Origin of the sequence: Haladaptatus sp. AB643 (assembly GCF_024136975.1) — an archaeon.
Lineage (GTDB): Archaea > Halobacteriota > Halobacteria > Halobacteriales > Haladaptataceae > Haladaptatus.
In genome coordinates this window covers 386,525-411,252 of the sequence record NZ_JAMYJW010000001.1, presented here as the reverse complement: position 1 = coordinate 411,252, position 24,728 = coordinate 386,525, and the positions used below count along the sequence as shown (strand labels likewise).

26 protein-coding genes are annotated in these 24,728 nt (G+C 61.1%); 11 read left to right on the top strand and 15 right to left on the bottom strand.

Going from position 1 to position 24,728, the window contains the following annotated elements; all coding sequences use genetic code 11:
- Positions 1–96 precede the first annotated feature (96 nt).
- Complete coding sequence (locus NKF25_RS02115; protein WP_253225078.1) at positions 97–510, top strand: Hsp20/alpha crystallin family protein; 414 nt, start codon at positions 97–99, stop codon at positions 508–510.
- On the opposite strand, the gene NKF25_RS02110 is transcribed toward NKF25_RS02115, so the two are convergent.
- From NKF25_RS02110 to NKF25_RS02095, 4 genes are all read right to left on the bottom strand, one after another.
- Entirely contained in the window at positions 426–1,295 is an 870-nt protein-coding gene (locus NKF25_RS02110) for a trypsin-like peptidase domain-containing protein (protein WP_253225077.1), read from the bottom strand. The two genes, NKF25_RS02115 and NKF25_RS02110, sit on opposite strands and share 85 nt — an antisense overlap.
- Positions 1,296–1,386: 91 nt before the next feature.
- Entirely contained in the window at positions 1,387–2,580 is a 1,194-nt protein-coding gene (gene metX / locus NKF25_RS02105; RefSeq protein ID WP_253225076.1) for a homoserine O-acetyltransferase, read from the bottom strand.
- Positions 2,577–3,884: an O-acetylhomoserine aminocarboxypropyltransferase/cysteine synthase family protein gene (locus NKF25_RS02100; protein ID WP_253225075.1), complete on the bottom strand. Its 1,308-nt coding sequence runs from the start codon at positions 3,882–3,884 to the stop codon at positions 2,577–2,579. The genes metX and NKF25_RS02100 overlap by 4 nt, the downstream gene beginning before the upstream one ends.
- A gap of 103 nt (positions 3,885–3,987) precedes the next feature.
- Positions 3,988–4,233 carry a hypothetical protein gene (locus NKF25_RS02095; protein WP_253225074.1) on the bottom strand — a complete coding sequence of 82 codons (246 nt, stop codon included), beginning with the start codon at positions 4,231–4,233 and terminating at the stop codon, positions 3,988–3,990.
- Positions 4,234–4,275: 42 nt separating this feature from the next.
- Here NKF25_RS02095 and NKF25_RS02090 point away from each other — a divergent pair, with 42 nt between their 5' ends.
- From NKF25_RS02090 to NKF25_RS02080, 3 genes are all read left to right on the top strand, one after another.
- Positions 4,276–4,923: a DUF3267 domain-containing protein gene (locus NKF25_RS02090; RefSeq protein WP_253225073.1), complete on the top strand. Its 648-nt coding sequence runs from the start codon at positions 4,276–4,278 to the stop codon at positions 4,921–4,923.
- Between the two features lie 39 nt (positions 4,924–4,962).
- The gene (locus tag NKF25_RS02085) at positions 4,963–5,172 is read left to right on the top strand and encodes a hypothetical protein (protein WP_253225072.1); all 210 of its coding nucleotides are present in this window, start codon (positions 4,963–4,965) and stop codon (positions 5,170–5,172) included.
- A 143-nt stretch (positions 5,173–5,315) separates the two neighbouring features.
- On the top strand, positions 5,316–5,903 hold the full coding sequence (locus NKF25_RS02080; protein WP_253225071.1) for a uracil-DNA glycosylase: 588 nt from the start codon (positions 5,316–5,318) through the stop codon (positions 5,901–5,903).
- 137 nt (positions 5,904–6,040) lie between these two features.
- Here NKF25_RS02080 and NKF25_RS02075 read toward each other — a convergent pair whose 3' ends face one another.
- From NKF25_RS02075 to NKF25_RS02040, 8 genes are all read right to left on the bottom strand, one after another.
- Complete coding sequence (locus NKF25_RS02075; RefSeq protein ID WP_253225070.1) at positions 6,041–7,603, bottom strand: hypothetical protein; 1,563 nt, start codon at positions 7,601–7,603, stop codon at positions 6,041–6,043.
- 151 nt (positions 7,604–7,754) lie between these two features.
- On the bottom strand, positions 7,755–7,895 hold the full coding sequence (locus NKF25_RS02070; RefSeq protein ID WP_253225069.1) for a hypothetical protein: 141 nt from the start codon (positions 7,893–7,895) through the stop codon (positions 7,755–7,757).
- Between the two features lie 95 nt (positions 7,896–7,990).
- Positions 7,991–8,434 carry a universal stress protein gene (locus tag NKF25_RS02065; RefSeq protein WP_253225068.1) on the bottom strand — a complete coding sequence of 148 codons (444 nt, stop codon included), beginning with the start codon at positions 8,432–8,434 and terminating at the stop codon, positions 7,991–7,993.
- Positions 8,435–8,531: 97 nt separating this feature from the next.
- Positions 8,532–9,803, bottom strand: a complete 1,272-nt coding sequence (locus tag NKF25_RS02060) for an inorganic phosphate transporter (protein WP_253225067.1) — start codon at positions 9,801–9,803, stop codon at positions 8,532–8,534.
- Positions 9,804–9,872: 69 nt separating this feature from the next.
- Positions 9,873–12,065 carry a PQQ-binding-like beta-propeller repeat protein gene (locus NKF25_RS02055; RefSeq protein WP_253225066.1) on the bottom strand — a complete coding sequence of 731 codons (2,193 nt, stop codon included), beginning with the start codon at positions 12,063–12,065 and terminating at the stop codon, positions 9,873–9,875.
- Between the two features lie 54 nt (positions 12,066–12,119).
- Positions 12,120–13,130, bottom strand: coding sequence for a phosphate/phosphonate ABC transporter permease (locus NKF25_RS02050; protein WP_253225065.1), 1,011 nt, complete (start codon positions 13,128–13,130; stop codon positions 12,120–12,122).
- Between the two features lies 1 nt (position 13,131).
- Complete coding sequence (gene phnC / locus NKF25_RS02045) at positions 13,132–13,884, bottom strand: phosphonate ABC transporter ATP-binding protein (RefSeq protein WP_253225064.1); 753 nt, start codon at positions 13,882–13,884, stop codon at positions 13,132–13,134.
- Positions 13,885–13,955: 71 nt separating this feature from the next.
- The gene (locus NKF25_RS02040; RefSeq protein ID WP_253225063.1) at positions 13,956–14,894 is read right to left on the bottom strand and encodes a phosphate/phosphite/phosphonate ABC transporter substrate-binding protein; all 939 of its coding nucleotides are present in this window, start codon (positions 14,892–14,894) and stop codon (positions 13,956–13,958) included.
- Between the two features lie 147 nt (positions 14,895–15,041).
- On the opposite strand from NKF25_RS02040, the gene hisH reads away from it, so the two are divergent.
- Positions 15,042–15,701 carry an imidazole glycerol phosphate synthase subunit HisH gene (hisH, locus tag NKF25_RS02035; RefSeq protein ID WP_253225062.1) on the top strand — a complete coding sequence of 220 codons (660 nt, stop codon included), beginning with the start codon at positions 15,042–15,044 and terminating at the stop codon, positions 15,699–15,701.
- A gap of 11 nt (positions 15,702–15,712) precedes the next feature.
- Here the strand turns inward: hisH and NKF25_RS02030 are convergent, their stop codons facing one another.
- On the bottom strand, positions 15,713–16,057 hold the full coding sequence (locus NKF25_RS02030; RefSeq protein ID WP_253225061.1) for a hypothetical protein: 345 nt from the start codon (positions 16,055–16,057) through the stop codon (positions 15,713–15,715).
- 262 nt (positions 16,058–16,319) lie between these two features.
- Here NKF25_RS02030 and NKF25_RS02025 point away from each other — a divergent pair, with 262 nt between their 5' ends.
- From NKF25_RS02025 to NKF25_RS02015, 3 genes are read left to right on the top strand one after another with little or no spacing between them, the layout of a single operon-like run.
- The gene (locus NKF25_RS02025) at positions 16,320–17,426 is read left to right on the top strand and encodes a tRNA (guanine(26)-N(2))-dimethyltransferase (protein ID WP_253225060.1); all 1,107 of its coding nucleotides are present in this window, start codon (positions 16,320–16,322) and stop codon (positions 17,424–17,426) included.
- 57 nt (positions 17,427–17,483) lie between these two features.
- Positions 17,484–18,710 carry a YhjD/YihY/BrkB family envelope integrity protein gene (locus tag NKF25_RS02020; protein ID WP_253225059.1) on the top strand — a complete coding sequence of 409 codons (1,227 nt, stop codon included), beginning with the start codon at positions 17,484–17,486 and terminating at the stop codon, positions 18,708–18,710.
- A gap of 20 nt (positions 18,711–18,730) precedes the next feature.
- Positions 18,731–19,558 carry a phosphatase PAP2 family protein gene (locus tag NKF25_RS02015; protein ID WP_253225058.1) on the top strand — a complete coding sequence of 276 codons (828 nt, stop codon included), beginning with the start codon at positions 18,731–18,733 and terminating at the stop codon, positions 19,556–19,558.
- Here the strand turns inward: NKF25_RS02015 and glnA are convergent.
- A complete protein-coding gene (glnA, locus tag NKF25_RS02010) occupies positions 19,555–20,925 on the bottom strand; it encodes a type I glutamate--ammonia ligase (RefSeq protein ID WP_253225057.1) in 1,371 nt (456 codons plus the stop codon). The two genes, NKF25_RS02015 and glnA, sit on opposite strands and share 4 nt — an antisense overlap.
- Before the next feature lie 124 nt (positions 20,926–21,049).
- Between glnA and lrp the strand changes: the two genes are divergently transcribed.
- The 3 genes from lrp to NKF25_RS01995 all read left to right on the top strand — a co-directional run bounded on the left by lrp (position 21,050) and on the right by NKF25_RS01995 (position 22,724).
- Positions 21,050–21,508, top strand: a complete 459-nt coding sequence (gene lrp, locus NKF25_RS02005) for an HTH-type transcriptional regulator Lrp (protein WP_066140578.1) — start codon at positions 21,050–21,052, stop codon at positions 21,506–21,508.
- Between the two features lie 42 nt (positions 21,509–21,550).
- The gene (locus tag NKF25_RS02000) at positions 21,551–22,210 is read left to right on the top strand and encodes a helix-turn-helix domain-containing protein (protein ID WP_253225056.1); all 660 of its coding nucleotides are present in this window, start codon (positions 21,551–21,553) and stop codon (positions 22,208–22,210) included.
- Between the two features lie 184 nt (positions 22,211–22,394).
- Complete coding sequence (locus NKF25_RS01995; RefSeq protein ID WP_253225055.1) at positions 22,395–22,724, top strand: ArsR family transcriptional regulator; 330 nt, start codon at positions 22,395–22,397, stop codon at positions 22,722–22,724.
- A 251-nt stretch (positions 22,725–22,975) separates the two neighbouring features.
- Here NKF25_RS01995 and thsA read toward each other — a convergent pair whose 3' ends face one another.
- Positions 22,976–24,652: a thermosome subunit alpha gene (thsA, locus tag NKF25_RS01990; protein WP_253225580.1), complete on the bottom strand. Its 1,677-nt coding sequence runs from the start codon at positions 24,650–24,652 to the stop codon at positions 22,976–22,978.
- Between the last annotated feature and the right edge of the window lie 76 nt (positions 24,653–24,728).

Below are 24,728 nucleotides of genomic sequence, written 5' to 3'. Positions count from 1 at the left end.
ACGGAGATGTTGCAGTAGAAGTCCCGAGACACGTGATATTCCGTATCTCGCTATCTTTAATATCTCAGCGAGCGTCTAATACATTCGGTGATTGTCATGGAACGATACACTCCCTTCGAGGACATGGACCGAATGTTCGAACAGATGCGCGCCCGCATGTGGGGCACGAGCGACCTGCGGCAGGACCTACAAAGCCACTCCCACGGCGGCACGCACTTGGACCTGAAAGAGCACGATGGTGAATTCATCCTCGTGGCCGACCTCCCCGGATTCGAGAAGGAGGAAATCGAAGTCTCGTTCAACGACGACGCGCTGACCGTCGCCGGAAAACACGAGGTGTCGGGTGACGACTTCAGCCGTGCCCGCGAACTCTCGGAACGCGTGACCCTGCCCAAGTCGGTCGAAAAGGACGGCATCGAGGCGACCTACCGCAACGGCGTCCTCGAAGTCAGGCTCCCCATCGCCGAGAAGGAAATTGACGACGGCGACCGCATCGAGATTTCGGACTGATTTTTTCGGGCGTCACGGACGAGCGGCGGCACCGTCTTTCGGAGCATCCGCGACGAGATGGCGAAGCCGAGGTTCTCCCCGCCGACGATTCCGGCGGTGTTGACGCCGACGACCCGGCCGTCACAACTCACGAGCGGGCCGCCGCTGTTACCCGGGTTGATGGCCGCGTCGGTCTGGACGACGCCGGAAATCGTCGCTCCGTGGCGCGACGGCAGCGTCCGATCGACCCCGCTGACGACGCCCTCCGTGATGGTTCCCTGCAAGCCGAGCGGGCTACCGAGTGCGGCGACGGCTTGCCCGGGTTCGGCCTCTCCTTTTGCGATCGGGAGGGTATCAACGTAGGACGGAACGTTTCGAACCCGCAGTACCGCGAGGTCGCGCTTCGGTGCGGTGCCGACGACTTCCGCATCGCGCATCTGTCCGTGATTGAACTGAACGCGAAGCCGAGTCGCATCGGCGACGACGTGGTTGTTCGTGACGATGTAACCCGTCGAACCCGAGCGTTCGTAGACGAACCCCGAACCTTCGCCAGCGCCGCGCGGCGTTCGGACGCCGACGGAGACGACCGAGTCGATGCTCCGGTCGTAGAGCGCGGGGAAATCACAGGTCGCGGTCCGTCCTTCCGCCTGCGTTTGCGTATCCTCCACCTGCGTATCCTCCACCTGCGTACCCTGCACTTGCGTACCCTGCGCCTGCGCGGTCACGTTCGGAACGAACGCGACGCTACCGAGGGCGAGCGAAACCACGACGAGTGCGACGAGCGGCCGCGACGGTCGATTTCCCATCTCGAACGTTGGACGACACGAATGTTAATGAGTGCCACGGCCGACCCGGAGCGGGCCGCGTCGGGAAAGACAGCAGAAGAGAGGCTTCGATTCACTGTGCGAACAGGCTGGCGTGAACCGGCGCGAACCGTCCGACGTCGTTCGACAGGAACCGCCGAATCGGCGGACCGACGAGGTCGGGTTCGGCGAGGAAGGCGTCGTGGCCGTGGTTGCTATGGAGGGAGCGGTGCGTGACTTCGACACCGGCGCGTCGGAACGCGTCCGCGAGGTGGTCGGACTGTTCGACCGTGAAGTGCCAGTCGCCGGAGAACGAAACCACGAGCGCTTCCCCGTCGAACTCCGAGAGGGCTTCGGTGTCCGAGTCATGGCCCGCGGCGAGGTCGTAGTTCTCCATGGCGTTCGTGAGATGGAGATAACTGTTGGCGTCGAATCGCCGGACGAACTTTTGTGCTTGATAGTCGAGATAGCTCTCGACGTCGCGGTAGGAGTCGGTTGCGAAGTCGGCGGTTTGGCCGTCGTTCTCCTCGCCGCTGGACGGGAACGACCGGGGCTGACAATCGGCGAGGTCCCGGCCGAACTTCTCGTCCATCGATTCCTTCGAGAGGTAGGTGATGTGACCCAGTTGGCGAGCCAACGCGAGGCCTGAATCGGGGTGGTCGGGGTAGTAATCGCCGCCCTGCCACACGGGGTCGGACGTAATCGCTCGGCGTGCGACTGCCGACAGGCTGAGCAGTTGCGGGTCGAGGCGTGCCGCCGTGGCGACGGGAACCACGCGCTCGACGCGGTCCGGGTATCGCTTCACCCATTCGAGGGCGTTCATGCCGCCGACGCTTCCGCCGATGACCGCACGAAGTCGGTCGATGCCGATGTCGTCGAGCAGTCGCCGCTGCGCTCGCGTCCAGTCGCCGACGGTAACGGTCGGGAAGTCGGAGCCGTACGGTTCGCCCGTCTCCGGGTTCGTGCTCGCCGGGCCGGTGGTTCCGTAGCACGATCCGGGGACGTTCACGGCGATGACGAACTGCTCGTGGGTGTCGATGGGTTTGCCCGGGCCGACGACCTCGTCCCACCAGCCTTCGCCCTGTCCGTCCACCGACCCGGTGACGCGATGACTCCCGGTCAACGCGTGGCAGACGAGGACGGCGTTGTCGCCGGTGAACTCGCCGTGGGTTTCGTACGCGACTTCGAGTTCGGGAAGGCGCTCGCCGCATTCGAACTCGAACGAACCGAGCGAGCGTGACGATCCGTTCGAAATTCCGTCGGCCGACGAGGTTCCCGAATCGGTCATCGTGTCGGTTCCTCCGTTCGCGTCGTTGTCGCCGTCTCGATTGCGGCGTCGATGTCGGCGAGGATGTCGGCCGGGTCCTCGATGCCCACGGAGAGTCGAATCAGGTCGCGGGTGACGCCCGCCGCGCGCTGTTCGTCGGGCGAGAGTTGTGCGTGCGTCGTGCTCGCGGGGTGAATCACGAGCGTCTTCGCGTCCCCGATGTTGGCGAGGAAGGAGGCGAGTTCGACGTCCTCGCAGAACGTCTTGCTGGCCTCGAACTCGCCGAGGCCGAAGGCGATCATACCACCGAATCCGCCCGACAGATACCGCTCCGCGGTGTCGTGCGTGCGGTGGTCGTCGAGGCCGGGGTAGGCGACCCACGACACGTCCTCGTGGTCGGCGAGGTACTCCGCGACGATGGCGGCGTTCTCGCAGTGGCGGTCCATTCGAAGCGGGAGGGTTTCGAGTCCCTGCAGGGTCTGCCACGCGTCGAACGGGGATTGCTGGTTGCCGAGGCTTCGAACCGAGCGGAGTCTGGCGGCGGCGGCGAGCGGCGCGTCGGAGAAGTCCTCGGAGAAGTTCACGCTGTGATACGCGGGGTTCTCGCCGCCGATTTCGGGGTAGTCGTCCGCGTCCCAGTCGAAATCGCCGCCATCAACGAGGACGCCGCCGACCGTCGTGCCGCTCCCGTGGAGCCACTTCGTCGTGGATTCCCAGACCGCGTCCGCACCGTGTTCGAGCGGGCGACACAGCGCGGGTGTTGCGAAGGTGTTGTCCACGACCAGCGGGACGCCGTGTTCGTGGGCGATGTCGGCCACGCGTTCGAAATCCGGCGTGACGAGCGACGGGTTGCCGACCGTTTCGACGTGGACGAACGCCGTGTCGTCGTCGATTTGCTCCTCGTACGCCTCGTAATCGAGCGTGTCCACCAGACGGGCGTCGATTCCCCGGCGGGACGCGGTATGAGAGAAGTAGGCCGTCGTGCCGCCGTAGGTGTCGGTGGAGAGGACGACGTTATCGCCCGCTTCGGCGAGGACCAGCGTCAGGGAGTCCAGCGCGGCCATACCGCTCGCGGTGGCGACCGCACCCGTTCCGCCTTCGAGCGAGGCGATGCGGTCCTCCAGCATCTCGACGGTCGGGTTACTCAGGCGGGAATAGATGTGGCCGTCCCGCTCCAGCGCGTACAGTTCGGCGGCGTAGTCGGCGGTTTCGAACTCGTAGGACGTGGTTTGATAGAGTGGGGGCGCAACCGCCCCTGTCGCGGGGTCCGGACGTTGCCCCGCATGAACGCTCCGAGTATCGAACCGGGGCTGGTCGTTGCTCATGTGTAGTACGCATATTTCCCCAGAATTTTATAACCAATAGTTACGGCAACCTTTGCAGATCATGAGAACCCATGACATGGGGTGGGGAGCCAATCGTCCGAGCTCATTCGTATTTCGGGGTGAGACGCACGAGCAGTGCCGCGATGACGATAATTCCGCCGCCGAGGAAGAGGATAAGCGTCGATCCGTGCCCGGATATGGAAACGGCACCGACGAAGCGGGAGATTTCGATGACGAACAGGAGGATAACCGCCGCGGTGAGCCAGTTCAGCTTTCGACGTATCGCCGCGAGGTTAGGGTCCGGAGTGGGATCAGGATCCGGAGCGGATTCGGAATCGGGGTCGGCCATGCGTAAAGACGGTCGTCTTTTCGACATAATTCCATCGAAGCGATGAGTCCGATCGTCGCCGTCCGCAACCGTCACGAAAAGGCGAAGACCACGGACCGCCATCCGAGCACAATGAGCGCACCGGACATCCCCGCCGGATATCGACCGCCCGAACTGTTCACCTACCCGTCGAGATTCCTCGCGGTCGCCTCAATCCTCGCCCTCGTCGGTTCCGTCGTCGGGTTCGGTGCGCTCCTCTGGTTGTTGCAGGGACGGCCAGAAGGCGGTTCGATCACCTTCGGCCTCGTCGAACTGGTCGTCGCGTTCCTCGCAGTGGTCGGTACGTTCGTCATCCACGAAGCGATTCACGGACTCGTCTTTCGACTGCTGGGTTACCGCGTCTCCTTCGGGTTCGCTGCAGGCGTCCCGGCGCTCTACACCGCCGCGTTCGACCAGTTCGTCACGCGCCGGGACAACTTGCTCACCGGAATCGCTCCGCTCGTCGTCGTGACCGTCGTTGGGGTTCCCCTGCTCGCCGCGCCGATTCCCATCGCGCTGGTGACCTATCTCGTCCTCCTCGTCAACACCTCTGGCGGGGTGGGCGACTGCTACATGGCGTGGCGGCTATGGCGACTGCCCGACGGGACGCTCTGTTACGACGCCGACGTCCAGCACAGCTACCTCTTCCGCCCCGCGAACCCCGGGCCGTGAACGACACCGCTATAGCCCCCGAAAAACACGTACGAACCGATGCGAAAGCGAACGTTCACGTTGCTCGGTCTCGGCGCGTTCGCGCTCACCCTCGTCAGTTTCGTTCTGCTCGGCTTCGGACGACTTCTGCTCTCCTACCGAACCGCCCGTTACCTCTCCGCGCCGACGATGTTCCTCGCCTTTGCACTTCTCGTGGGACTGTTCGTCTACTCCGTGTTGGTGTACGTCGGCGTCGCTCAACTGGAGTAAGAAAACCATCGACGAATATCGAGACCCACCATCTCGCAACTGTAATCGAAAGCGACGAGTACGGACTGCCCACTCCCGCTCTCCGCTCGCTTGTGGCGGCGTAGGCCGAGGTTACTTAGTGTGTCCCGTTCGTTCGAGCGAGCATGGGAACGATGGATGGCTTGAACGTCACCGACTGTACGCGCTGTTCGGCGCTGGTCGAGTGTCGGAGCCAAATCGTCAACGGAGTCGGCCCGGAGGACGCGGACGTGTTGTTCATCGGGGAAGCGCCCGGCGCACGGGAAGACGAAGGAGGCGAACCGTTCGTCGGTCGGAGTGGGTCGGTGCTGGACGAGAAACTCCGCGACAGGGGGCTGTCGCGGGCGGACGTTCGAATCACCAACTGCGTGCGTTGTCGGCCGCCGGAGAACCGCGATCCGACGAAGGAGGAACTCGGGAACTGCCGGGAGTATCTGGAGCGGGAAATCGAACTCGTCGATCCGGAGGTCATCGTCACGCTCGGGAAGGTACCGAGTCAGCACGTCCTCGACAGGGACGTGGCCGTGACGAACGAAGCGGGGTCGATAGAAGCCGTCGAACTCGGCGGGGCGAAACGGGACGTACTCATCTGTCTGCACCCGGCGGCCACGCTCTACGACCGGAGTCAGGAGTCCACGTTCGAGAACGCACTCGACAAAGCGGCGACGATGGCGGGGTCGAACGGCGGCCAGTCGAACCTCGGCGATTTCTGATTTCTGACGGGGAAGGGTGTCGTCACTAGGGGGTGGGAAAATAACGGAAAGAAAACGATCACGGAGGCGAATGAAGCGTCGTGGCGGAGACGAATATCGGCGTTATCTATGGCGTAGTCGACTGAACCGGGGTCGGTTCAGTCGCACTTTTTGTGGTGTTTGTGCTTGTGGTGGTGCTTCTTCCCGTCGCGGCAATCGTCGTCGTCGTGGTGGTGGCGTTTCTTGCCGTCTTCGCAGTCGTCGCCCTGGTCGCCCTTGTTGCCGGAATTCGATTCGGCGTACTGGACGTTTTCGTTTCGCTGGTAGTTCAGCTGTTCCGCCGTCGCAGTCCCGTCGTTCGCGGAGAAGGCGACAGCGCTGTTCTGTTCGTTCACGTTCAGCTGCCTGATGTACTGTTCCTGCTCGACGTCGGAGAGGGCGGTCTGTTCGTTGACCTGTTTGCCGCCGTTGTCGTAGGCGACTGCCCACGAACCGTCGCCCTTCGCGTCCGTTCCCTTGGTCACGCCGTCGAGCTTGTACCAGCCGTCGTCGACGTTGACGGAAGTCGCCGACGCGATCTGTGCGTTGAAGTTGCCCTGGTAGCTCGCCTGCGTGGCCTTCGATTCGCTGTTACTGAGCGCGATAGCGACCGCGGCTTTCTGGGAGCTCCTGTTGAGCTGGCTGACGGCTTGGAACTGATCGATGTTGGATTCGGCACCCTGCTCGTTCGCCTGTGCCGACCCGTCCGAGCCCCGTTTCACGTCCGAATCCGAGTAGTCGCCGGTCATGTTGGCCGTCGCCATGAACTCGTCGACGAGTTTCGGGTCGAAGTTCAGCGCGGCGGCGCTCGCTATCTGCTGGTTCCGGTTGAACTGACAGCTCACCTGCCACGCTTTCGCCTTGCTGGTCTCGCCGACTGCGACTGCGACGGCGACGCCCTGTTGGTTGTAGTTCAGTTGATCGACTTCCTGTGACTGGTCGACGGACGAGTCGGCGTTCTGGTCGTCGCCGTTGCCGACGTTTGCCGCGAGGGCTTCGGCGTCCTGAACGTTCTTGTTGATCTGGAAGCTTCGCTGGTACGACCGGGCGTAGCTGCTGTCCTCGGCGAGAGCGATCGCGAAGTTCTGGCTGCTGATGTTGGCCTGTTCGACGTCCTGTTCCTGATCGATCTCGGCTTCCGCGTTCTGTTCGCTTTCGTATTCGTGGCCGCTGACGACCCAACCGGAGAAGTCGCGTGACTCCGTCTCGTGTGCGAAGACGATGTACACGTCCTTGAGGTCGGTGAACGTCCGCTGTTTTTCTTCAGCGCTCGCGTTGATCGACCACGCCTTCCCCATTTGCTGGTTCTTGTTGTGCTGGTAGGTGCGCTGAATCGCGCTGGCGTTCCCACCGTCGATCGAAATTGCGACCGCCTTCTGCTGCTGATTGACGTTCAACTGGGAAACGTCCTGATACTGGATGACATCCGATGAGGATTTCTGCGAACTCGAATGCACGTCGCTCTTGTGATCCGCGAGCCACGATTCGAGGTCCGTCGAGCTGGTGTCCACACCGAAGATGAGATAGACGTTGTCCCCGTTCGCGCGAACGGTGTCGCCCGATACGGCGTTCGCCACATCGGGGACCCTGCTCACAGCACCGGCAGTGATACCGGCAGCCGCGATTCCTTTCAAATAACCTCTGCGTTTGACGTTGTCGAGAGAGCGGTTGTTTCCTCGCATAGCGCATCCTGGTAAAACAGCGATTCACATTTCGTTATGAGCTACCTGATAAGAATACTACTCGAGTAGGAGCTCACTATAACCGAAATCGCGGCAAAAATTTCGTCCAGATGGATAGATATATGTCTATTAAATAAACGTATGAGGATCGTTACACGCCATCGATGGGATACGATAGCAAATCGAGCGCGCGTGAAAATGGTGAGTAGTGGCCCTCGGAAGTACCGTCGTCGGCGCTACGCTCGGTTCGATTAGTGGAGACGTGACGGGTGAGCGCGTCGTTTGCGGCCATCGCTGGTGGAGTCGAGGAGGGCAGGACGTGGAAGCGATGGAGTTCGACCCGGCGTCGTCACTCCCGCTCTTTTCGTCACCGAACCCCAAACGACCTCAGCGAACGACCGTCACCATCATCGGCGCACGGCGCATCACCCTGTCGGCGACGGACCCGAGGAGGATGTGTGAGATGTCGTCGCGTCCGTGGGTTCCGATGACGATGTGGTCGATATCGTTTTCGCGCGCGTAGGTGAGGATTTGACGGGCGGGCTGTCCCATCTTGACGACGCTTTCGATCGGAACGTCGTCCGCTTTTTCCCGTAATCCGTCGTGGAGTTCGTGGGCGCGGTCCCACTCCTTCTGATACCACTCCTGTGAGTAAGCGGGCATCCCCGCTTTGCCGAGCGGTGACTGGTATCCCGGTGACAACGGGTCGATGTCGAACGGATTGACGACGGTGATGAGGGTGAGTTCCGCGTCAGGTATTTCGAGTGCGTACTCGAACGCTTCTATCGATTTGGGCGAACCATCGAGCGGAACGAGAACGTGTTCGCTCATGGAACACGAGACGGCAGACGGGAGGTAAAACGATTTTCTCTGTCCCAATCAGGAACCGCATAAAAACGAACCCATCGATCGCGCAGAACAAAACCCATCAGGTGTGCAGGATGAACTCGAAGATGAGGAACGACCCGACTGCCGAAAGCGTCGGCGAGAGTACCCAAAGAAGGACGATACGGCTCGTCGCCGCCGGGTCGAACAAGTTCTCCGCGGCCAGTTCCTCGACGCTCTCCTCGCCGATAGGCGCGACCTGACCGGGTTCACCGCCGTCCCGCGCCGCGGGCGGTTCGGGTGCTTCCCCCTCCGCCATCTCGCCGATCGTCGGGCCGGGCGGCACCTCGGTTTCGCTCGTCTCGGCGATCAGTGCACCCGATGAAAGCTCGGCAACTGGCGTTTGCTCCCCCTGTATCGCGGCATCCGCGACCTCGGCGACCGTCACCGCTCTGCTCGCTCGTCCCCATCCGAGGCCGATGATACACGAGGTGGTGCTGACCGCGAGACTCGCCGGAATTCCAAGCCGTGAAAGGATCGTGATGATGGTCGCACCGATGAGCGAAACGATGAGCGCCGCCAGGATCGGCAGATCGGTAATCCCGTCGCTGATGGTGTCGAGCGTCCGCCGAGCGATGGTAAAGCCACCGAGACCGATCGCACCGATAGCCAGCAGGATTCCCTGACTCGCCGTGATCGATCCGTTCCCGATGAGCGGTGCGACGGCGTTCGCCGCGTTCGACGCACCCGCACTGAACCCCATGTAGCAGGCGATGATGAGCACCGAGGCCGCACCGCCAGCCTCGCGCCCACCGACGCCACTGCCCAGTTCGGGTCGCGGAATCGACCCCGAACGGTCGAACGTAATCAGCCCACCCTCGATTCGCGAGAACGAGAAGTGAGCGTCGAGATACGGATAGAGATAGCGGCCGACGATCAACCCGATGAGGAACGCCGAGAGCGGTGCGACGATCCACGCCGAAACGATGGTGAACATCAGCGATTCGTTGAGCGAGTTCGTCGCCAACCCCAACCCGACGATCGCGCCGACGGCCGTCATCGACGTCGACGCAGGGACGCCGAACAGGTTCGAGATGAGCAGTGCAAACCCGGCGAAAAAGAGGACGACGATGCTCGTCCCCAGCGTGAACTGGCTGGCCGGGACGATACCGTTGCTCATCGTCTCGATGACGTTCCTCCCGACCGTCCAACCACCCCAGAGCGCAAAGCCCGTGAAGAGTGCCGCCGCTCCGACCTTCCCGATGATTCTACTTCCGACCGCGGGACCGAACGCGACCCCGGTCGAGGAACCGCCGATGTTGTAGCCGACGAACACGGCGACGAACAATCCAACTAACAGTAGTACACTAACCACGCTGTTCCCCCCAATCGTACAACGGGAGCGAGGACTATCCCTTTTGCCCGTCCGAATCAGCGTCCAAACTCACGCACGAAACGCCGCCCAGCGGAGCATGTCGTCGAACGCCACGACCGACTCGTACCTGTCCGCGGGGTCCTCGGCCATCGCTTTCGAGATGATTTCGTACAGGTCCTCCGAGACGGGGTCGTCACGGAGCAACTCGAACTCCTGTGGACCCGCCTGTGCCAACATGACTTCCCTATGTTCCGGGTCGAGGGCACGGAGTGACCCTTCGTCCGGACTTTTTCCGGTCAGAACGAACGCCGCAATCGCACCGAGACGGTACACGTCGGTTCGTTCGTCCGCTTCCGTTCCCGCGACCTGCTCCGGCGCATCGTACGGCGACGGGTCGGCCGAGTCGCGGAACTCGACGAGTTCGGATCCGAGTTCCCAGTCGGCGACGAACGCGTCGTCACCGTCCAAGAAAACCGACGCCGGTGTCAGGCCCCCGTGAATCACGCCGTCGGTATGGGCGTCGTGAACGACCGTACTCGCCGCCGAAAGCGCGTCGAGTCGCTCCGGGAACGGCCGGTCGGAATCCGCGAGCGAACCGTCCTCGTAGTACGGCAGTTCGATGCTGTCGCCGTCGATTTCGAGCACCGGCACGACGCCGGGACGGTCGTTCAGTTCCGCCCACCGTTCGACCGCCGAGCGGAACGTCCCGGCGACCCGTGGCTCGGCCAGTTGTCGTTCGGCGACGAGTTTCGGCCCGTCGTCGGTCCGTTTTCTCACCCGATACGTCTCGGTGAACTCGTCCGCCGAAAGCCGTTCGAGGCGGCCGTACTCCAGTTCCGGTTCCGCGGCCGATTCGACGGCGGCCGCCGTCGAATCGTCGTCGTCGTTGAACCGTCGGTAGGCCGCGAACGCGGCCGTTCCGACGAGGATTCCGGACAATCCCAGCCCGGGAGCGGACGTGAGAAATTCGCTCGTCCCGTCGACGGCCGTGTCGAGCAGCGAGTGGTGGCGCTCGAAGGTGTAAAGACCGTCGTACGTCCCGAAGAAGACGTTGTCGTACGTGACGAGCATGTGCATGCCCCTCCTCGCCGCGGAAAACGACCACTTCAGGGAGCCATCTTCGGCGGAGAGGACGTAGAGCGTTTGCCCGATCATCGAGTATACCTTCCCGTCGCTGACCTCGGAAACGGTGGAGTAGTAGTCGGCCTGCGTCTCCGTCTCGAACGTCCACGCCTTCGTCCCATCCGTGTTTATCGCGGAGAGCACTCCATCTCCACTGACGCCGACCACCAACCCATCGGCGACGACGGGGTCGCTAGTGATGGAGTGGACATCGTCGTACTGCCACTCCACCGACCCGTTCTCCGGGTCGATGGCTCGTAGCGTCTCACCCCACAGGTAGACCCGTCCATCCTCGACGGTCGCGGTACCGCTGCCCTGCACCGACCACAGTTCGTCGCCGTTCTTGCGGTCGAAAGCGACGAACGAGCCACCCCTACGACAGAATATCCCCTCTTCGGTGACGGAGGACAAATTGATGTTCGAATTCTGTTGTTTCCATTGTTCGGACCCGTCCTCGGCCGAAAGCGCGTAGAGGCCGCTTTTCACTCGGAAATACACGGTGCCGTCGAGGAGGAAAATCTCGGAGGCGTAATCCCCCGTCACTTCGTAGGTCCACGCCTGCTTCCCGGAACTCGTGTCGAGCGCGACGAATCGCGCGTCCTGCTCCGCGAACAGATACACGTGACTGTCATCGACCTTTACCATGGAGGACGCGGCGGACACCGAATTGTGCCACTGTTCGTCCCCCGTCCGTAGGTCGAGCGCCACGAACCGCCGGGATGACCCGTCACCCCGTTCGAGTTGCGCCGAAAGATAGACCGTCCCATCCTCGACGACGGGAAGCGTCACCGGAAAAAAGTCGTCGTTGGACCATTTCACGGAACCGTCGTCCGCGTTCAACGCCTGAAGCGAATAGCGTGACCCTTTGCGGTTTCCGCTCAAGTAGGCGCTGAGAACGACGAGTAACCCGTCCTTCTCGGCGATAGGATAAACGAATCGAACCGCCTCTTCGTCGTCGGAAGACGAGTCGTCCGGATTCTCGGGAAACGTCCAGTCCGGTTTCGGTGCGTCCTTCGAGGACGTGGTGGTGCCTATCGTGGTCGTCGTCGTTTGAGCATCGCCGAGACCGACGGCCGTCCCGAGCGTTCCGGCGGTCGCCAAAAATCCGCGTCTGGAGAGGGAGGAGGGCGAGGGATTCATACACGAACCCAGTTGACGGAGTTATTTATAGTTGGAGATTTGGAACGAGTGACGTTAATTTTTGTTGCCGGAACCGAGCCAACGACTCGTATCTCCGAGTCCCCGTATCGTCTCGAAGAATCCCGAGCGTTCGTGTTCGCCCGGGCGGAGGCGGGCACGAATGCGTGAGGAGAGAAGTTCGACGGTCACGACGATGACGACGACCGTGACGAGTCCCGCCGCCGCCCGGGCGTACGAGGCGGAACTCACGGTCTGCAGGCGGAGGTGGATGTACATCCCCAGCCCACCGGCACCGACGACACCGAGGCTGACGGCGATTCGGGTGTTGATTTCGAGGACGTAGAGCGTCCACGCGATGAACGAGTTCGACACCTGACTGAGCATGCCGAAGATGACGACCTGCGGGCGCTTCGCGCCGGTCGATCGAATCGCTTCTATCGGCCCGTTGTCGATCTCTTCGAGTTCGTCGGTGAACAGCCGTCCGAGGTTGCCGATGGTGTCGGTTGCGATGGCGAGCACCGCGCCGTACGGGTTGATGCCCGTCAGCGGGATGTAGATGAGAACCCAAACCAACGCCGGAACCGCGCGGATGGTACTCATCGCCCCGCGGAAGATGAAGTTGAACGGGAACGGGGTCACACGCTCGGAGCCGAGGATACCGAAGATGAGCGCGAGCGGAAACCCGATCACGGTACCACAGAAGCCGACGAGAATCGTCACGAACGCCGCCGAAACCAGTACGGAGCCGCTCGAAACGGACGCGTCGGCGATGGTGCTAACGAAATACTGTGGATGTGTGAAACTGATCCAGATCGCACGAAGGCCGCCGATATCGTGCTGGTGAGTGTAGCTCGTGAAATCGACGAAGTTGGGTTTGAGAAACGCCCCGATGAAGTTGATCCACGTTCCGAACTGGCGAACGAGGTCCGCCAGCAGGAAGCCGAGATAGGTCATCCCCAAGCCGGTTATCAGAAGGACTGCAAGGATTCCCAAGCCGCCGGATATTCGCCGGATGCGCTGTTCGTGTTCGATTCGCTGTTTGATTTCGGTGATGTCCGTAGCCATGTTATGCGATGTTGTTGATGGCCGAATCCTCCGGTGATTCGCCGTAATAGATCCGGTCGACGTCTTCCATCGTCAGGTCGTCTTTGCTGCCGTCGAACACCACGTTCCCGTCCCGAAGTCCGATGAACCGCTCGCCGAACTCGCGGGCGATGTTGACTTGGTGGAGGCTCACGATGGAGGTGAGATTCCGTTCCTCCGCCGCACGCTTCATGTAGTGCATTACGTCTTGGGCGGCTTTCGGGTCGAGACTCGCGACCGGTTCGTCGGCGAGCAGGAGTTGCGGGTCCTGTGTGAGGGCGCGAGCGATGCCGACGCGCTGCTGCTGGCCACCGCTCATGCTGTCCGCTCGTTGATTCGCTTCTTCGAGCAACCCGACGGTTTCGAGCGACCGCAACGCCATTTCCTTGTCCTCCTCGTCGTACCGTGTGAAGACGCTATCGACCGTGTCGGTCCGGTTGAGCGCCCCGGTGAGCGCGTTTCGATACGCGCTCATGCTTTCGACGAGGTAGTGCATTTGGAACACCATCGCCACGTCGCTACGGGTACCCGAAACCCGGTCGTCGCCGATTCGAATCTCCCCCTCCGTCGGCCGTTCGAGGCCATTCAGAAGCCGAAGCAACGTCGATTTCCCCGCCCCGGACGGACCGAGAAGGATGACGAACTCCCCGTCGGGAATCTCGAACGAAACGTCGTCGAGCGCCACCGTTTCGCCACCGTAAACCTTGGTGATGTCCGATACCGTTAATGATGCCATATTAGTATTTGAACGAAGTCCTAAAAGCTAATAGTTTATTATCTACTGTCGTTGTTCGATTCTCGACAGGGTTAGTTCTTGAAGATGTCCTCGCCGTAGCCGAGTTTGTTGGCCACCTTGACGACGGGTTGGTACGTCGAGGCATCGACCTTCTTCACGCCATCGAACCAGATGTCGTCGTCGGTGTCCTTCTTGCCGTCCGCTCCGTAGTACATCTTGTCCGGTGCTTTGGTGAAGGCCTTCGTGATTTTCTCCTTCTCGTCGTCGGTGAGTTTCGGGGAAACCATGATCGGCGCACGCGGAATTTCGGAGCGAATATCGAGTTCCTTGACGCCTTCAACGTAATCGTTCGTGTCGTAGTCCCAGACGATGAACCGACCGACACCGGCGGCGTCGGCTTGGCCGCTTTTCAGCGCATTGTACGCCTTGTCGTGGGTGGTCCACGTCGGCTCGAAGTCCGCACCTTTCGGGTCACCCGGGGAGTCGGGAATGGAAAGTCCAGCCTCTTTGAGCATGGACAACGGGTAGAGCGACCCGCTGGCGCTCAGTGCATCGGCGAATGCGATTTTCTTGCCTTTCAGGTCCTTCAGCGACGAGATGTCCGAATCCTCGCGCGTGATGATCACGCTGTAGTACGTCCACGTTCCGTAGGCGTGGCGCTGAAGGATGATATCCGCGCGGTCGTTTTTGACGCCGAGTGCGGCGGCGAACGGACCGCTTTCCGCGACGTCCGCCGTCCCGCTGTCGAGCGCGGTGAGCGTCGCACTGTAGTTGGCGGCGTACTTCATGTTCACGGTGTCAACAGCGTCGATGTAGTTGTTCAGACGCTTTTTGATGGGCGTGTACTGTGCCATCATCTGTTCCTGTGGCTCGGTCGGAGACATCAGGAACTTGATTTTACCGTCCTTGTAGGCTTGCTTTCCGAAGGTTCCGATACACCCGGCCATGCCCGAAAGGCCGACGAGTCCCGCCGTACTCGCGGATTTGATGAACGTGCGTCGATTTACCATCTGAATACATGTTATTCTTTCTGTACTTGTAGGTTAAATCTTCCTATTCAAACCATTTGGCCCAACGGTGTGATACATAGTCACGATTAGAGGTCAAATTTCGCGCAAACGCGAAACAGTTTGTAGATCGAGTTGGTAGATGACGGTATGGAAGCCAGTACGCACGCAAAACAGCGTACCGCGTCCGTCGTCGTGGTCGATTACGGACTCGGAAACCTCCGGAGCGCCGTCAGCGGCCTCGAACGCGCGGGAGCGGACGTCGAGATTACCGACGACCCCGCCACGTTCGAGGCGGCGGACGGCATCGTCCTGCCGGGCGTCGGCGCGTTCCGCGAAGGAATGGAGAACGCCGGACCGTACCGGGAGGCGCTCGCCGATGCCGCGAACGACGGAACGCCGGTGTTCGGCATCTGTCTCGGGATGCAGATGTTGCTGACGACGAGCGAGGAAGCTGAACACGCCGGGGAAGGCGAAGTCACCGGACTGGACCTAATCCCGGGAACGAACGTTCGGTTCACCGGGGAACAGAAGGTACCGCACATGGGCTGGAACGAACTCTCCGTCGAACGGGACCACCCGCTAGTCGAGGGTGTCGACGGCGAGCACGCCTACTTCGTGCACTCCTACTACGCCGTCCCCGAAGACGACGACGCGATAGTGGCGACGACCGACTACGGGACGGACTTCCCGAGCGTCATCGCCGACGAGTCGGGAACCGTCTTCGGCACGCAGTTCCACCCGGAAAAGAGCGGCGAGACAGGGCTGAAAATCCTCCAAAACTTCGTGGATATCTGCCAGCAGTCCTGAGCGACAGAAGCTTACAGGAACTCGCGCACGTCGGAGTACCACATATCGTGGTGGTCCATCGCGTCTATCCGCCGCGCGATTTTGGCGGCGAGGACGTGCCAACAGAGTTCGGTCGGGTCGTCCGGATCTAGATTGTATTCGCTATCCCGGCAGGTACAGCCTTCCTCCACGATGTACTCGTCCTCGAACCCGACGACCACGACGAAGTCTCGATATTCCTTGACCCGCCGCTCGGACACCGCTTCGATGGCCTGCCGACCCCTGTCGTCGTGAACCGAGAGGATTCGGCGGACGACATCCGGCGTGAGCGACCCCACCTCGGCCAGTTCGGATTCCCACGCCTCGACGCTGTTCACAGTATCAACTCCGCGGGCGTCAGTGAACGGTCGATGGCGGTGGAAACCGAACGCACGGACCATCGGTTCGGAGGGGCGAAATAAACCGGTTCCGATAGCGACGACGAAAAGCGGCTGGTTAGCGTAGGATCGGCGGGCGTGGCTTTCGCCCAGTTTCTGCGATCCATCGGTTCACAGTACAGTTCCCGGAGGCTCATCTCCGACGTTCCCGTCGTCGCCCGTAACCCGCATTCCTTTTCGGGGCTGAACGCCGACTCGACGTATGAATGTCCGCGAAGGGAACGTCGAGGTGGAGGTCCCCGAACAGGAGGGGGACGCCATCATCGACGACGTGTTTTTCAACCCGGTGCAGGAGTTGAACCGCGACCTGACGGTCGCGGTCCTGCGAACGTACGTCGACCGAGAACCGCGAGCAGAGTACTACCTCGATGCGATGGCGGCCACGGGGATTCGGGGCGTCCGCGCCGCCGAAAACGGCTGGAACGTGACGTGTGCCGACATCGACCCGGACGCCATCGAACTCTGTCGGGAGAACTTCGAGCGCAACGACCTGCCGGGCGAAGTGCTCCACAGGAACGCCAACGCGCTCATGCACGAGGAGGTGTTCGACGTGGTGGACATCGACCCGTTCGGAACGCCGATCCCGTTCGCCGACGCGGCGTTCGCCAACACGCGCGATCTGGTCTGTGTCACGGCGACGGACACCGCGCCGCTCTGTGGCGCGCACTTCCACAGCGGGGTTCGAAAGTACGGCGCGACCCCGCGCAACACGGACTACCACGCCGAGATGGGCGTCAGAATCCTCCTCTCCGCGCTGGCCCGCACCGCCGCCCGGTACGACAAGGGCGTCACGCCGCTGTTGACCCACGCGACGAGCCACTACGTCCGAACCTACCTCGAACTGGACGAGGGCGCGACGACCGCGAACGGTGCCATCGACGAACTCGGTCACCTCTATCACTGCGAGGACTGTCTTCACCGCGAGCACGAGTACGGCCTCATCGCGAACCCACCCGAAACCTGCCCGGCGTGTGAGAGCAACCGCTTGCTGACCGCGGGTCCCGTTTGGCTCGGCCCGACCCACGACGCCGACTTCGTGGACGCGGTCGCCGAGAACGTCACCGAGGAGATGGGTACCGCCAAGAAGGCGAACAAACTCCTGACCCAACTTTCGGGCGAACTCCACCGACCGACCCACTACGACCAACACCGACTCTGTAAGGAGTGGACGCGCTCGGCCTCGGGCATGGACGAGTTCCTGGAGCGCCTTCGGGATGCGGGCTACGAAGCCTCCCGCACCCACTACGGCGGGACGACGTTCAAGACGCCCGCGAACGTCGCCGAGATTCGTGCGGCGACGCGACCATAGGTGACAGGTGAGCGGTAGTGGCCAACGCTTTTGGTTGAATTCGCCGAAGTACACCCCGTGAATATCGGAACTACGGCACGGGAAACCGTCGGTTACGCGCGTGAACAGGAAATCACGTTTCTCGCGGCGGGGATCGCCTACTACGCCTTCGTCTCGATCCTTCCGGCGCTGTTGTTGGCGCTCGCCATCGCGTCGTTCGTCGGCGGGGACGCGTTTGCGAATCACGTCGTCGGGACAGTCCAAACGCTTCTCTCCCCGAAGGCACAGGACATCGTTCAGAATTCGCTCTCCAGCGCTTCAGGACGTGGAAGCGCGACGGTCGTCGGTTCTCTCGTCCTCGTTTGGAGTACCCTGCGGGTGTTTCGCGGATTGGACGAGGCGTTTTCACGGGTCTACGGCGTGAACGTCGCGGAACCGTTCACCGAGACGCTGACCGATGCGGGTCTCGTGTTGGCCGTCATCGCCGTGGGGGTCGCGGGCGTCGCGGTGATCAACATCCTCCTTCCGTCCATGGCGTGGCTGCCGTTCGAGCGGACGCTCACGTCGATCGCCCTCCTGTTCGTGTTGGTTCCGGTGTTCTTACCCCTGTACTATTTCTTTCCCGACACCGACGTTACGGTCCGTGAGATACTTCCCGGAACGATATTTGCGACACTCGGCTGGACGGCGCTCCAAGCGGTGTTCAGCATTTACGTCGATTCAGCGGCGCAGTTCTCCGCCTACGGCGTTCTCGGCGGCGCGTTGTTGTTGGTCACGTGGCTCTACCTCGGCGGCATCGTCCTCCTGTTCGGCGCGGTCATCAACGCGGTTCTCGCGGGACGGCATTTCAGGAAAACTAAAGGCGTGGCAGGCACCAGGGAAAGACAGCAGGAAGTCAAAGGAGAGGACATGACCGACGATACAGAGCAGTCCGCACCGGACATCCTCGACCTCCGAGACGACGTGGAACGTCTACAGTCGGAGTTCGAGGAGTTCGAACACGATGTCGATGAGCGCACAGTTCAGAAATCCAAGTTGGAGTCGGAACTGAAGGGATACGTCCGGAGGCGGATGCGCCGTGGGCACGCGCGCGGATGGGGTCCGTATCTCGTTCTCCTGTACGGGACGGCGATGACGCTCGGCGCGTTCTGGTGGCTCAAAAGTTGGTGGGCCATCCTCGCCATGTTCATCATCTGGCTCTCGACGCTCGGGCTATACACCCTGATGATGCTCGTCGGGTTCGGCGTGAACGCCGCGATGGTCCCCGGACGCGTCGGCGGTCGGATTCAGGACTGGCGCTCGTAATCATGTCCCGTGGTTTGGGTGTGGTGGAGTTCTTCCATCAGGTATTACCGCATTGGATACCGCAGGTGTTCGCCTACGTCACCCAACTCGGTAATGCGGGGCTGTTTTTCGTCCTCGGTGCGCTGCTCTACTGGACCAACGACGACCGCGAGAAGTACGGATTCCTCCTCGCCGCGACGTTGGGCGCACTGTCGTTGACGCTCGCGCTGAAAGGGTTTTTCGCGCTGGCACGGCCGCCCGAGACGTATCACGTCGTGAATGCGTCGGGATACGGCTTTCCGAGCGGTCACGCGCTCGGTTCGACCGTGTTTTGGGTCCTTCTCGCGCTGACGTTCGACCGCTGGAGCAGAGCGACACGGTTGGCGGTTGCGGGCGTCATCGTTGCGCTCGTCTGCCTCGCACGACTCGTTCTCGGCGTTCACTTCACCGTCGACGTGATCGCGGGCGTCGGAATCGGCCTCGTCTATCTCGCCGTCCTCATCGGTGGCTTCAAGCGACGGCCGAGGCCGGCGTTCGCCCTCGCCGTCCTCTGGGCCTTCGCGGCGCTCTGTATCGTTATCCTCATGCCACCCGTCACTGCCGCACTCGCGGAAACCGACCTGGTGGATGCCGTCACCGCATTCGGCGGGACCATCGGGGCGTTGATCGCGTGGGAGTCGGTCGGACCACCGGACGGAACGGTGTCCCGTCCGACGGCCGTCGTGGGGCTTTTTTCCCTCGGTGTCCTCTCGTACATCGGACTCCGAGCATCGCTGCCGCTCGCCGCCATCTTCGCCATCAACGCGGTAGTACAGGGTGGAATCGTCGCGTATCCAAAAATAGTTGGACGGAGAGGGATTCGCGCTTAGAACTTCTCCAAGTACTTCTCTTTCTCCCAGTCGGAGACGAACACGCGGTAGTCGGCGTAGTCCGCACGCTTGGCCTCGATGAACTTCTCGGTGACGTGCTCGCCGAGTCCTTCGGTGACGACGTCGTCGGCTTCGAGCGCGTCGACTGCTTCGTCGAGCGAACCGGGGAGCGTCGTGATGCCGTACTCCTCACGCTTCTCGTCGTCGAACTCGTAGATGTCCTCGCGGACCGGTTCTCCGGGGTCGGCGTCGTTTTCGATACCTTCGAGCCCGGCCGAGATGACGGCGGCGAGCGCGAGGTAGGGGTTGCACGACGGGTCCGGACTCCGGATTTCGAAGCGCGAACTCGCGCCCGCAGCGTCGGGGACGCGGATGAGCGCCGAGCGGTTGGTGTCGCTCCACGCGACGTAGACGGGTGCTTCGTAGCCGGGAACGAGACGTTTGTAGGAGTTGACGGTCGGGTTCGTGACGGCGGTGAACGCCTCGGCGTGGTTCAGGATGCCGCCCATGAACTGGTACGCGGTCTCGGAGAGGTTGAACTCGTCGTCGGGGTCGTCGAACGCGTTACCGTCCTCGTCGAAGAGGCTGATGTGGCTGTGCATACCCGAGCCGTTGATAGCGCTGATCGGCTTGGGCATGAACGTCGCGTGAATGTCGTTCTGTTCCGCGACGGCGCGGACGACGGCACGGAAGGTGGCGATGTTGTCCGCTGCAGCGAGTGCGTTCTCGTACTTGAAGTTGATCTCGTGCTGACCGTCGGCGACTTCGTGGTGGCTGGCCTCGATTTCGAAGCCCATCTCCTCCAGCGTGAAGATGATTTCTCGGCGGACGTCGCTCGCCATGTCCTTGGGTGCGAGGTCGAAGTAGCCGCCCGAGTCGTGCGGGACGGTGGTCGCGTTTCCGTCCTCGTCCTTGTCGAAGAGGAAGAATTCGGGCTCGGGACCGATGCTGACGGTATATCCCATCTCGTCCGCACGGTCGAGGACACGCTTCAAAACCTGGCGTGGACCGCCGTCGAACGGCGTTCCGTCGGTGTTGACGACATCACAGATGAGACGTGCACTTGCGGAGTCACCGTTGGAGCGCCACGGGAGGACAGCAAACGTGGATGGGTCGGGTTCGAGACGCATGTCGCTCTCCTGAATGCGAACGAATCCTTCGATGGACGAGCCGTCGAACCAAATGCCCTCCTCGAACGCCTTTTCGACTTGGTGGGCCGGGATGCTGACGTTTTTCACCGTCCCAGTGATGTCGGTGAACTGGAGACGGACAAAATCGACGTTTTCGGTCTCGATTGCGTCGAGAACTTCCTGTTCTTCAGCGGATAACCCTGTATCCTTTTCGGTGGCAATATTTCCGTCTGTCATCTTTATAGACACCGTATGCAAATACATCCACCATTAAAACAGTATCGGTTAGTCAACTGTACGATTTAGACCTAGAATTGGATATTCGTTAAATTCTAATGGGTGGAGCGAGTTGGTTGGTGTAATGACGTACGAAAATCTGGATGCGAAACTCGTAAACGAACTACTCGGCGACGGACGAGCGAGTCTCCGAAGCCTCGCGGAGGAACTGGACGTCTCGGTGACGACGATTTCGAACCACTTGACCCACTTGGAAGAACAGGGGGTCATTCAAGGGTACTCTCCGCTCGTCGATTACGACGAGTTGGGATACGACGTGACGGCAGTCGTCCAACTGAAAGTCGAAGGGAACGCCCTGCCAGAAGTGACCGAACGGTTGCAAGACCATGATCAGATGATAAGTGTGTACGAGGTTACCGGGGACTATGATATCATCGCCATCGGCAAATTTACCGACACGGACGGAATGAACGAACAGATCAAGAAGCTGCTCATCGACCCCGATATCAAAGAGAGTAACACGAGCGTCGTGCTCAACGCTGCGAGCGAGCACGAACAGTTCAAACTAGACGAGTCCCGGTAACCGACCAATACTACTTAGACCCCGGGGCGAGTTCCACCGGTCATGAGCGTCATCGCGGAGTTTACGATACGTGCTCCGGACCTCGTTCTTACCGAGACGCTCGAAGCAGTTCCGGAAATGACCGTCGAACTCGAACAGCAGATGGCGAGCACGGCAGGGTCCGCGCTCCTCATCATTTGGGCAACCGGAGGGAGTTTCGACACGTTCAACGATTCCCTTCACGCCGACCCGACGATCGAGTCATACTCCATCGTCGAAGAGATGGACGTTCGGAAACTCTATCGGCTTCGACTGGAACGGGAGTCGATCCTTCCCGTCTATCCTACCTATCAGGAACTCGGTGCGGTTCCGATGGCGGGTCACGGCGCGTCGGGAACGTGGACGCGACGGGTCCGGTTTCCGGAGCGATCTGCCCTGGTCGAATTTCAACAGTTCTGCCGACGAGAGCACGTCGATTTCTCCCTCAAGCGACTGTACACGCCGGGCGACAACGATACGGCGTTTCACCTCACCGGGCCACAGCGCGAAGCCCTCGTCGCCGCCTACGAATCCGGGTATTTCGAAGTTCCTCGTGACGCCACCCTTACGAACCTGAGTTCCACGCTGGACATCAGCAAACAGTCCGTTTCGGAGCGTTTGCGACGGGCACAATCACGCCTCGTCGAGAACACCATCCTCGGAGAAAAGGGTAAACCACGATAGAACCGAGAAAAGTGTTTTTCTCTTTATTGTAGTAAAAAAGAGATTCGTGGCAGGATGAAAACGCGCAATAAAAAGCCTGAAATATAAGGCCAAGGTTCAGATCGATTCGTGCGAATACATTCTAGTACATAGATATCCAGCGACGGGAGATACCAGTAACTACGAATTCCACGATATTCCACCGATGCCCTCACTAGACAACGTCGATAGGCCCGCACCGTCCGTCATCTTCTCCACACTGGCGAGTGCACGACGCCGAGTCGTGCTTCGAGAACTCATCAAGAGTGGCCCATCGTTGACAGTAACAGCCCTCTCGGAGAAAATTTCGGACGAGAACCCGGATACCGACGCCAGGCGTATTTTTGCCCAGTTACATCACAGCCATCTCCCCAAGCTCGAAGATTCGGGAATGGTCACAGTCGAGGACGATGTCGTCACGCTCGGAAATTGCATCGAAGTCATCGAACCGTACCTGGTGCTGGCGGAACGATACGAATCGATGCGCGAAAAATAACGTTCGAAACGGGAGTTCGTTTCGATCGTCGAATGGGCAGTCGTCGCTTCTATGGGGTGAGGTTCGTTCCGAACCTCGCTTACATAGTCTCCGTCAGGCAGAGCCTGACGGGCTATGAAATCCGTTCTTCGGCCGAATTTGTCTCACGGGCACAGCCCGTTCGACAGTCGAGGTTTCTTCGAAACCTCTCTTACATAGCCTTGGCCGAGGTTCCCTCGGCCGTGCAATGAAATTTGTCCTTTCGTCGAAATTTACATTGCACCGCCCATACCGCCCATACCGCCCATGCCGCCCATGCCACCCATTCCGCCGGGGGCACCGCCGGGCGCGCCGCCTTCGTCATCGTCGTCGCTGACTTTGCCACCGGAGAGGTCACCAGCCGCGATGACGTCGTCGATGCGGAGGAGCATGACGGCCGCTTCCGTAGCGCTTTCGACCGCTTGCGTTTTCACGCGGAGCGGCTCGACGACGCCGTCCTCTTCCATGTCGACGATGTCGCCGGTGTATGCGTCGAGACCTGCGCTCGTCTGTCCACCGTCGTGTTTGCTACGGAGGTCCACGAGCGAGTCGATGGGGTCGAGACCCGCGTTCTCGGCGAGGGTGCGCGGGATGACTTCCAGCGTGTCAGCGAACGCTTCGACGGCCAACTGTTCGCGGCCGCCGACACTGTCAGCGTAGTCACGCAGGGAGAGGGCGAGTTCCGTTTCCGGAGCGCCACCGCCGGGGAGCACTTTGCCGTCTTCGAGCGTGACGCGAACGACACCGAGGCTGTCCTCGATTGCGCGCTCGACTTCGTCGACGACGTGTTCCGTGCCGCCGCGGAGGATGAGGCTGACCGATTTCGCCTCTTCGACTTCCTCGACGAAGATGCGCTGGTCGCCGCCGACATCCTTCTGAGCGACGCTTCCGGCGAAGCCGAGGTCGTCCTCGGTGATGTCGTTGGCGTTGTTGACGAGCGTGGCACCGGTCGCGCGTGCCAGTTTCTGTATGTCGCTCGACTTCGCACGGCGGACGGCGAGGATGCCTTCCTGTGCGAGGAAGTGCTGTGCCATGTCGTCGATACCGCCGTCGACGAAGACGACGTCGGCGCCGACGTCGACCAGCGAGTCAACCATCTCACGCAGTTGGGATTCCTCTTGGTCGAGGAACTGCTGGAGTTGGTCGGGGTCGGTGACGTTGACTTCCGCGTCGATTTCCGTCTCGGCGATTTCGAGCGCGCCGTCGACGAGGGCCACGTTGGCGTCCTCGGCGAAGTACGGCATGTTGTCGTGGACGCGCTCCTTGTCGATGATGACGCCGTCAACGAGTTCCGAGTTGTCGATGGTGCCACCGACGACCTTCTCGACTTTGATGTTGTCCGTGTCGACGCCGTCCTCGTCGGCGACGCTCTGCACGGCGCTAACGACGAGGTTGGCGAGGTGGTCTTTGGCGTTCTCCGCGCCTTTGCCGGTCATCGCCGTCGCGGCGATCTTTTCGAGGTACTCGGTGTCATCGGCATCGACTTCGATCGCGTTCTCTTCGAGGACTTCCTTCGCCTTCTCGGCGGCCTGACGGTACCCCTGTGCGAGGGTCGTGGCGTGGATGTCCTGTTCGAGCAGATCCTCCGCCTTCTGGAGGAGTTCACCAGCGATGACGACGGCGCTGGTCGTCCCGTCGCCGACTTCGTCTTCCTGCGTCTGGGCGACTTCGACGATCATGTTCGCCGCCGGGTGCTCGATGTCCATCTCCTTGAGGATGGTTACACCGTCGTTCGTGACGACGACGTCGCCAGTCGAATCGACGAGCATCTTGTCCATCCCTTTCGGACCGAGTGTGGTACGTGCGGCCTCTGCGACCGCTTTCCCGGCTGTGATGTTCATCGATTGTGCGTCCCGTCCGGAGGTTCGTTGACTGTCCTCGGAAAGAACGATAAGTGGCTGGTTGCCCATTGGTTGTGACATAGTCATCACATCCGTTGATTGCGATTCTATATAAATCTTTCCTTGGTGCTGTGAGAACGAGGCA

Bases quoted from the DNA above. Each gene is read 5' to 3' on its own strand.
- lrp (WP_066140578.1), top strand. From the start codon at position 21,050: ATGACGTACGAAAATCTGGATGCGAAACTCGTAAACGAACTACTCGGC.
- NKF25_RS02070 (WP_253225069.1), bottom strand. From the start codon at position 7,895: ATGGCCGCAAACGACGCGCTCACCCGTCACGTCTCCACTAATCGAACC.
- hisH (WP_253225062.1), top strand. From the start codon at position 15,042: ATGGAAGCCAGTACGCACGCAAAACAGCGTACCGCGTCCGTCGTCGTG.
- NKF25_RS02090 (WP_253225073.1), top strand. From the start codon at position 4,276: ATGAGTCCGATCGTCGCCGTCCGCAACCGTCACGAAAAGGCGAAGACC.
- glnA (WP_253225057.1), bottom strand. From the start codon at position 20,925: ATGACAGACGGAAATATTGCCACCGAAAAGGATACAGGGTTATCCGCT.
- phnC (WP_253225064.1), bottom strand. From the start codon at position 13,884: ATGGCATCATTAACGGTATCGGACATCACCAAGGTTTACGGTGGCGAA.
- NKF25_RS02055 (WP_253225066.1), bottom strand. From the start codon at position 12,065: ATGAATCCCTCGCCCTCCTCCCTCTCCAGACGCGGATTTTTGGCGACC.
- NKF25_RS02085 (WP_253225072.1), top strand. From the start codon at position 4,963: ATGCGAAAGCGAACGTTCACGTTGCTCGGTCTCGGCGCGTTCGCGCTC.
- NKF25_RS02025 (WP_253225060.1), top strand. From the start codon at position 16,320: ATGAATGTCCGCGAAGGGAACGTCGAGGTGGAGGTCCCCGAACAGGAG.
- NKF25_RS02100 (WP_253225075.1), bottom strand. From the start codon at position 3,884: ATGAGCAACGACCAGCCCCGGTTCGATACTCGGAGCGTTCATGCGGGG.
- NKF25_RS02110 (WP_253225077.1), bottom strand. From the start codon at position 1,295: ATGGGAAATCGACCGTCGCGGCCGCTCGTCGCACTCGTCGTGGTTTCG.
- NKF25_RS02115 (WP_253225078.1), top strand. From the start codon at position 97: ATGGAACGATACACTCCCTTCGAGGACATGGACCGAATGTTCGAACAG.
- NKF25_RS02050 (WP_253225065.1), bottom strand. From the start codon at position 13,130: ATGGCTACGGACATCACCGAAATCAAACAGCGAATCGAACACGAACAG.
- metX (WP_253225076.1), bottom strand. From the start codon at position 2,580: ATGACCGATTCGGGAACCTCGTCGGCCGACGGAATTTCGAACGGATCG.
- thsA (WP_253225580.1), bottom strand. From the start codon at position 24,652: ATGGGCAACCAGCCACTTATCGTTCTTTCCGAGGACAGTCAACGAACC.
- NKF25_RS02065 (WP_253225068.1), bottom strand. From the start codon at position 8,434: ATGAGCGAACACGTTCTCGTTCCGCTCGATGGTTCGCCCAAATCGATA.
- NKF25_RS01995 (WP_253225055.1), top strand. From the start codon at position 22,395: ATGCCCTCACTAGACAACGTCGATAGGCCCGCACCGTCCGTCATCTTC.
- NKF25_RS02040 (WP_253225063.1), bottom strand. From the start codon at position 14,894: ATGGTAAATCGACGCACGTTCATCAAATCCGCGAGTACGGCGGGACTC.
- NKF25_RS02080 (WP_253225071.1), top strand. From the start codon at position 5,316: ATGGGAACGATGGATGGCTTGAACGTCACCGACTGTACGCGCTGTTCG.
- NKF25_RS02095 (WP_253225074.1), bottom strand. From the start codon at position 4,233: ATGGCCGACCCCGATTCCGAATCCGCTCCGGATCCTGATCCCACTCCG.
- NKF25_RS02000 (WP_253225056.1), top strand. From the start codon at position 21,551: ATGAGCGTCATCGCGGAGTTTACGATACGTGCTCCGGACCTCGTTCTT.
- NKF25_RS02075 (WP_253225070.1), bottom strand. From the start codon at position 7,603: ATGCGAGGAAACAACCGCTCTCTCGACAACGTCAAACGCAGAGGTTAT.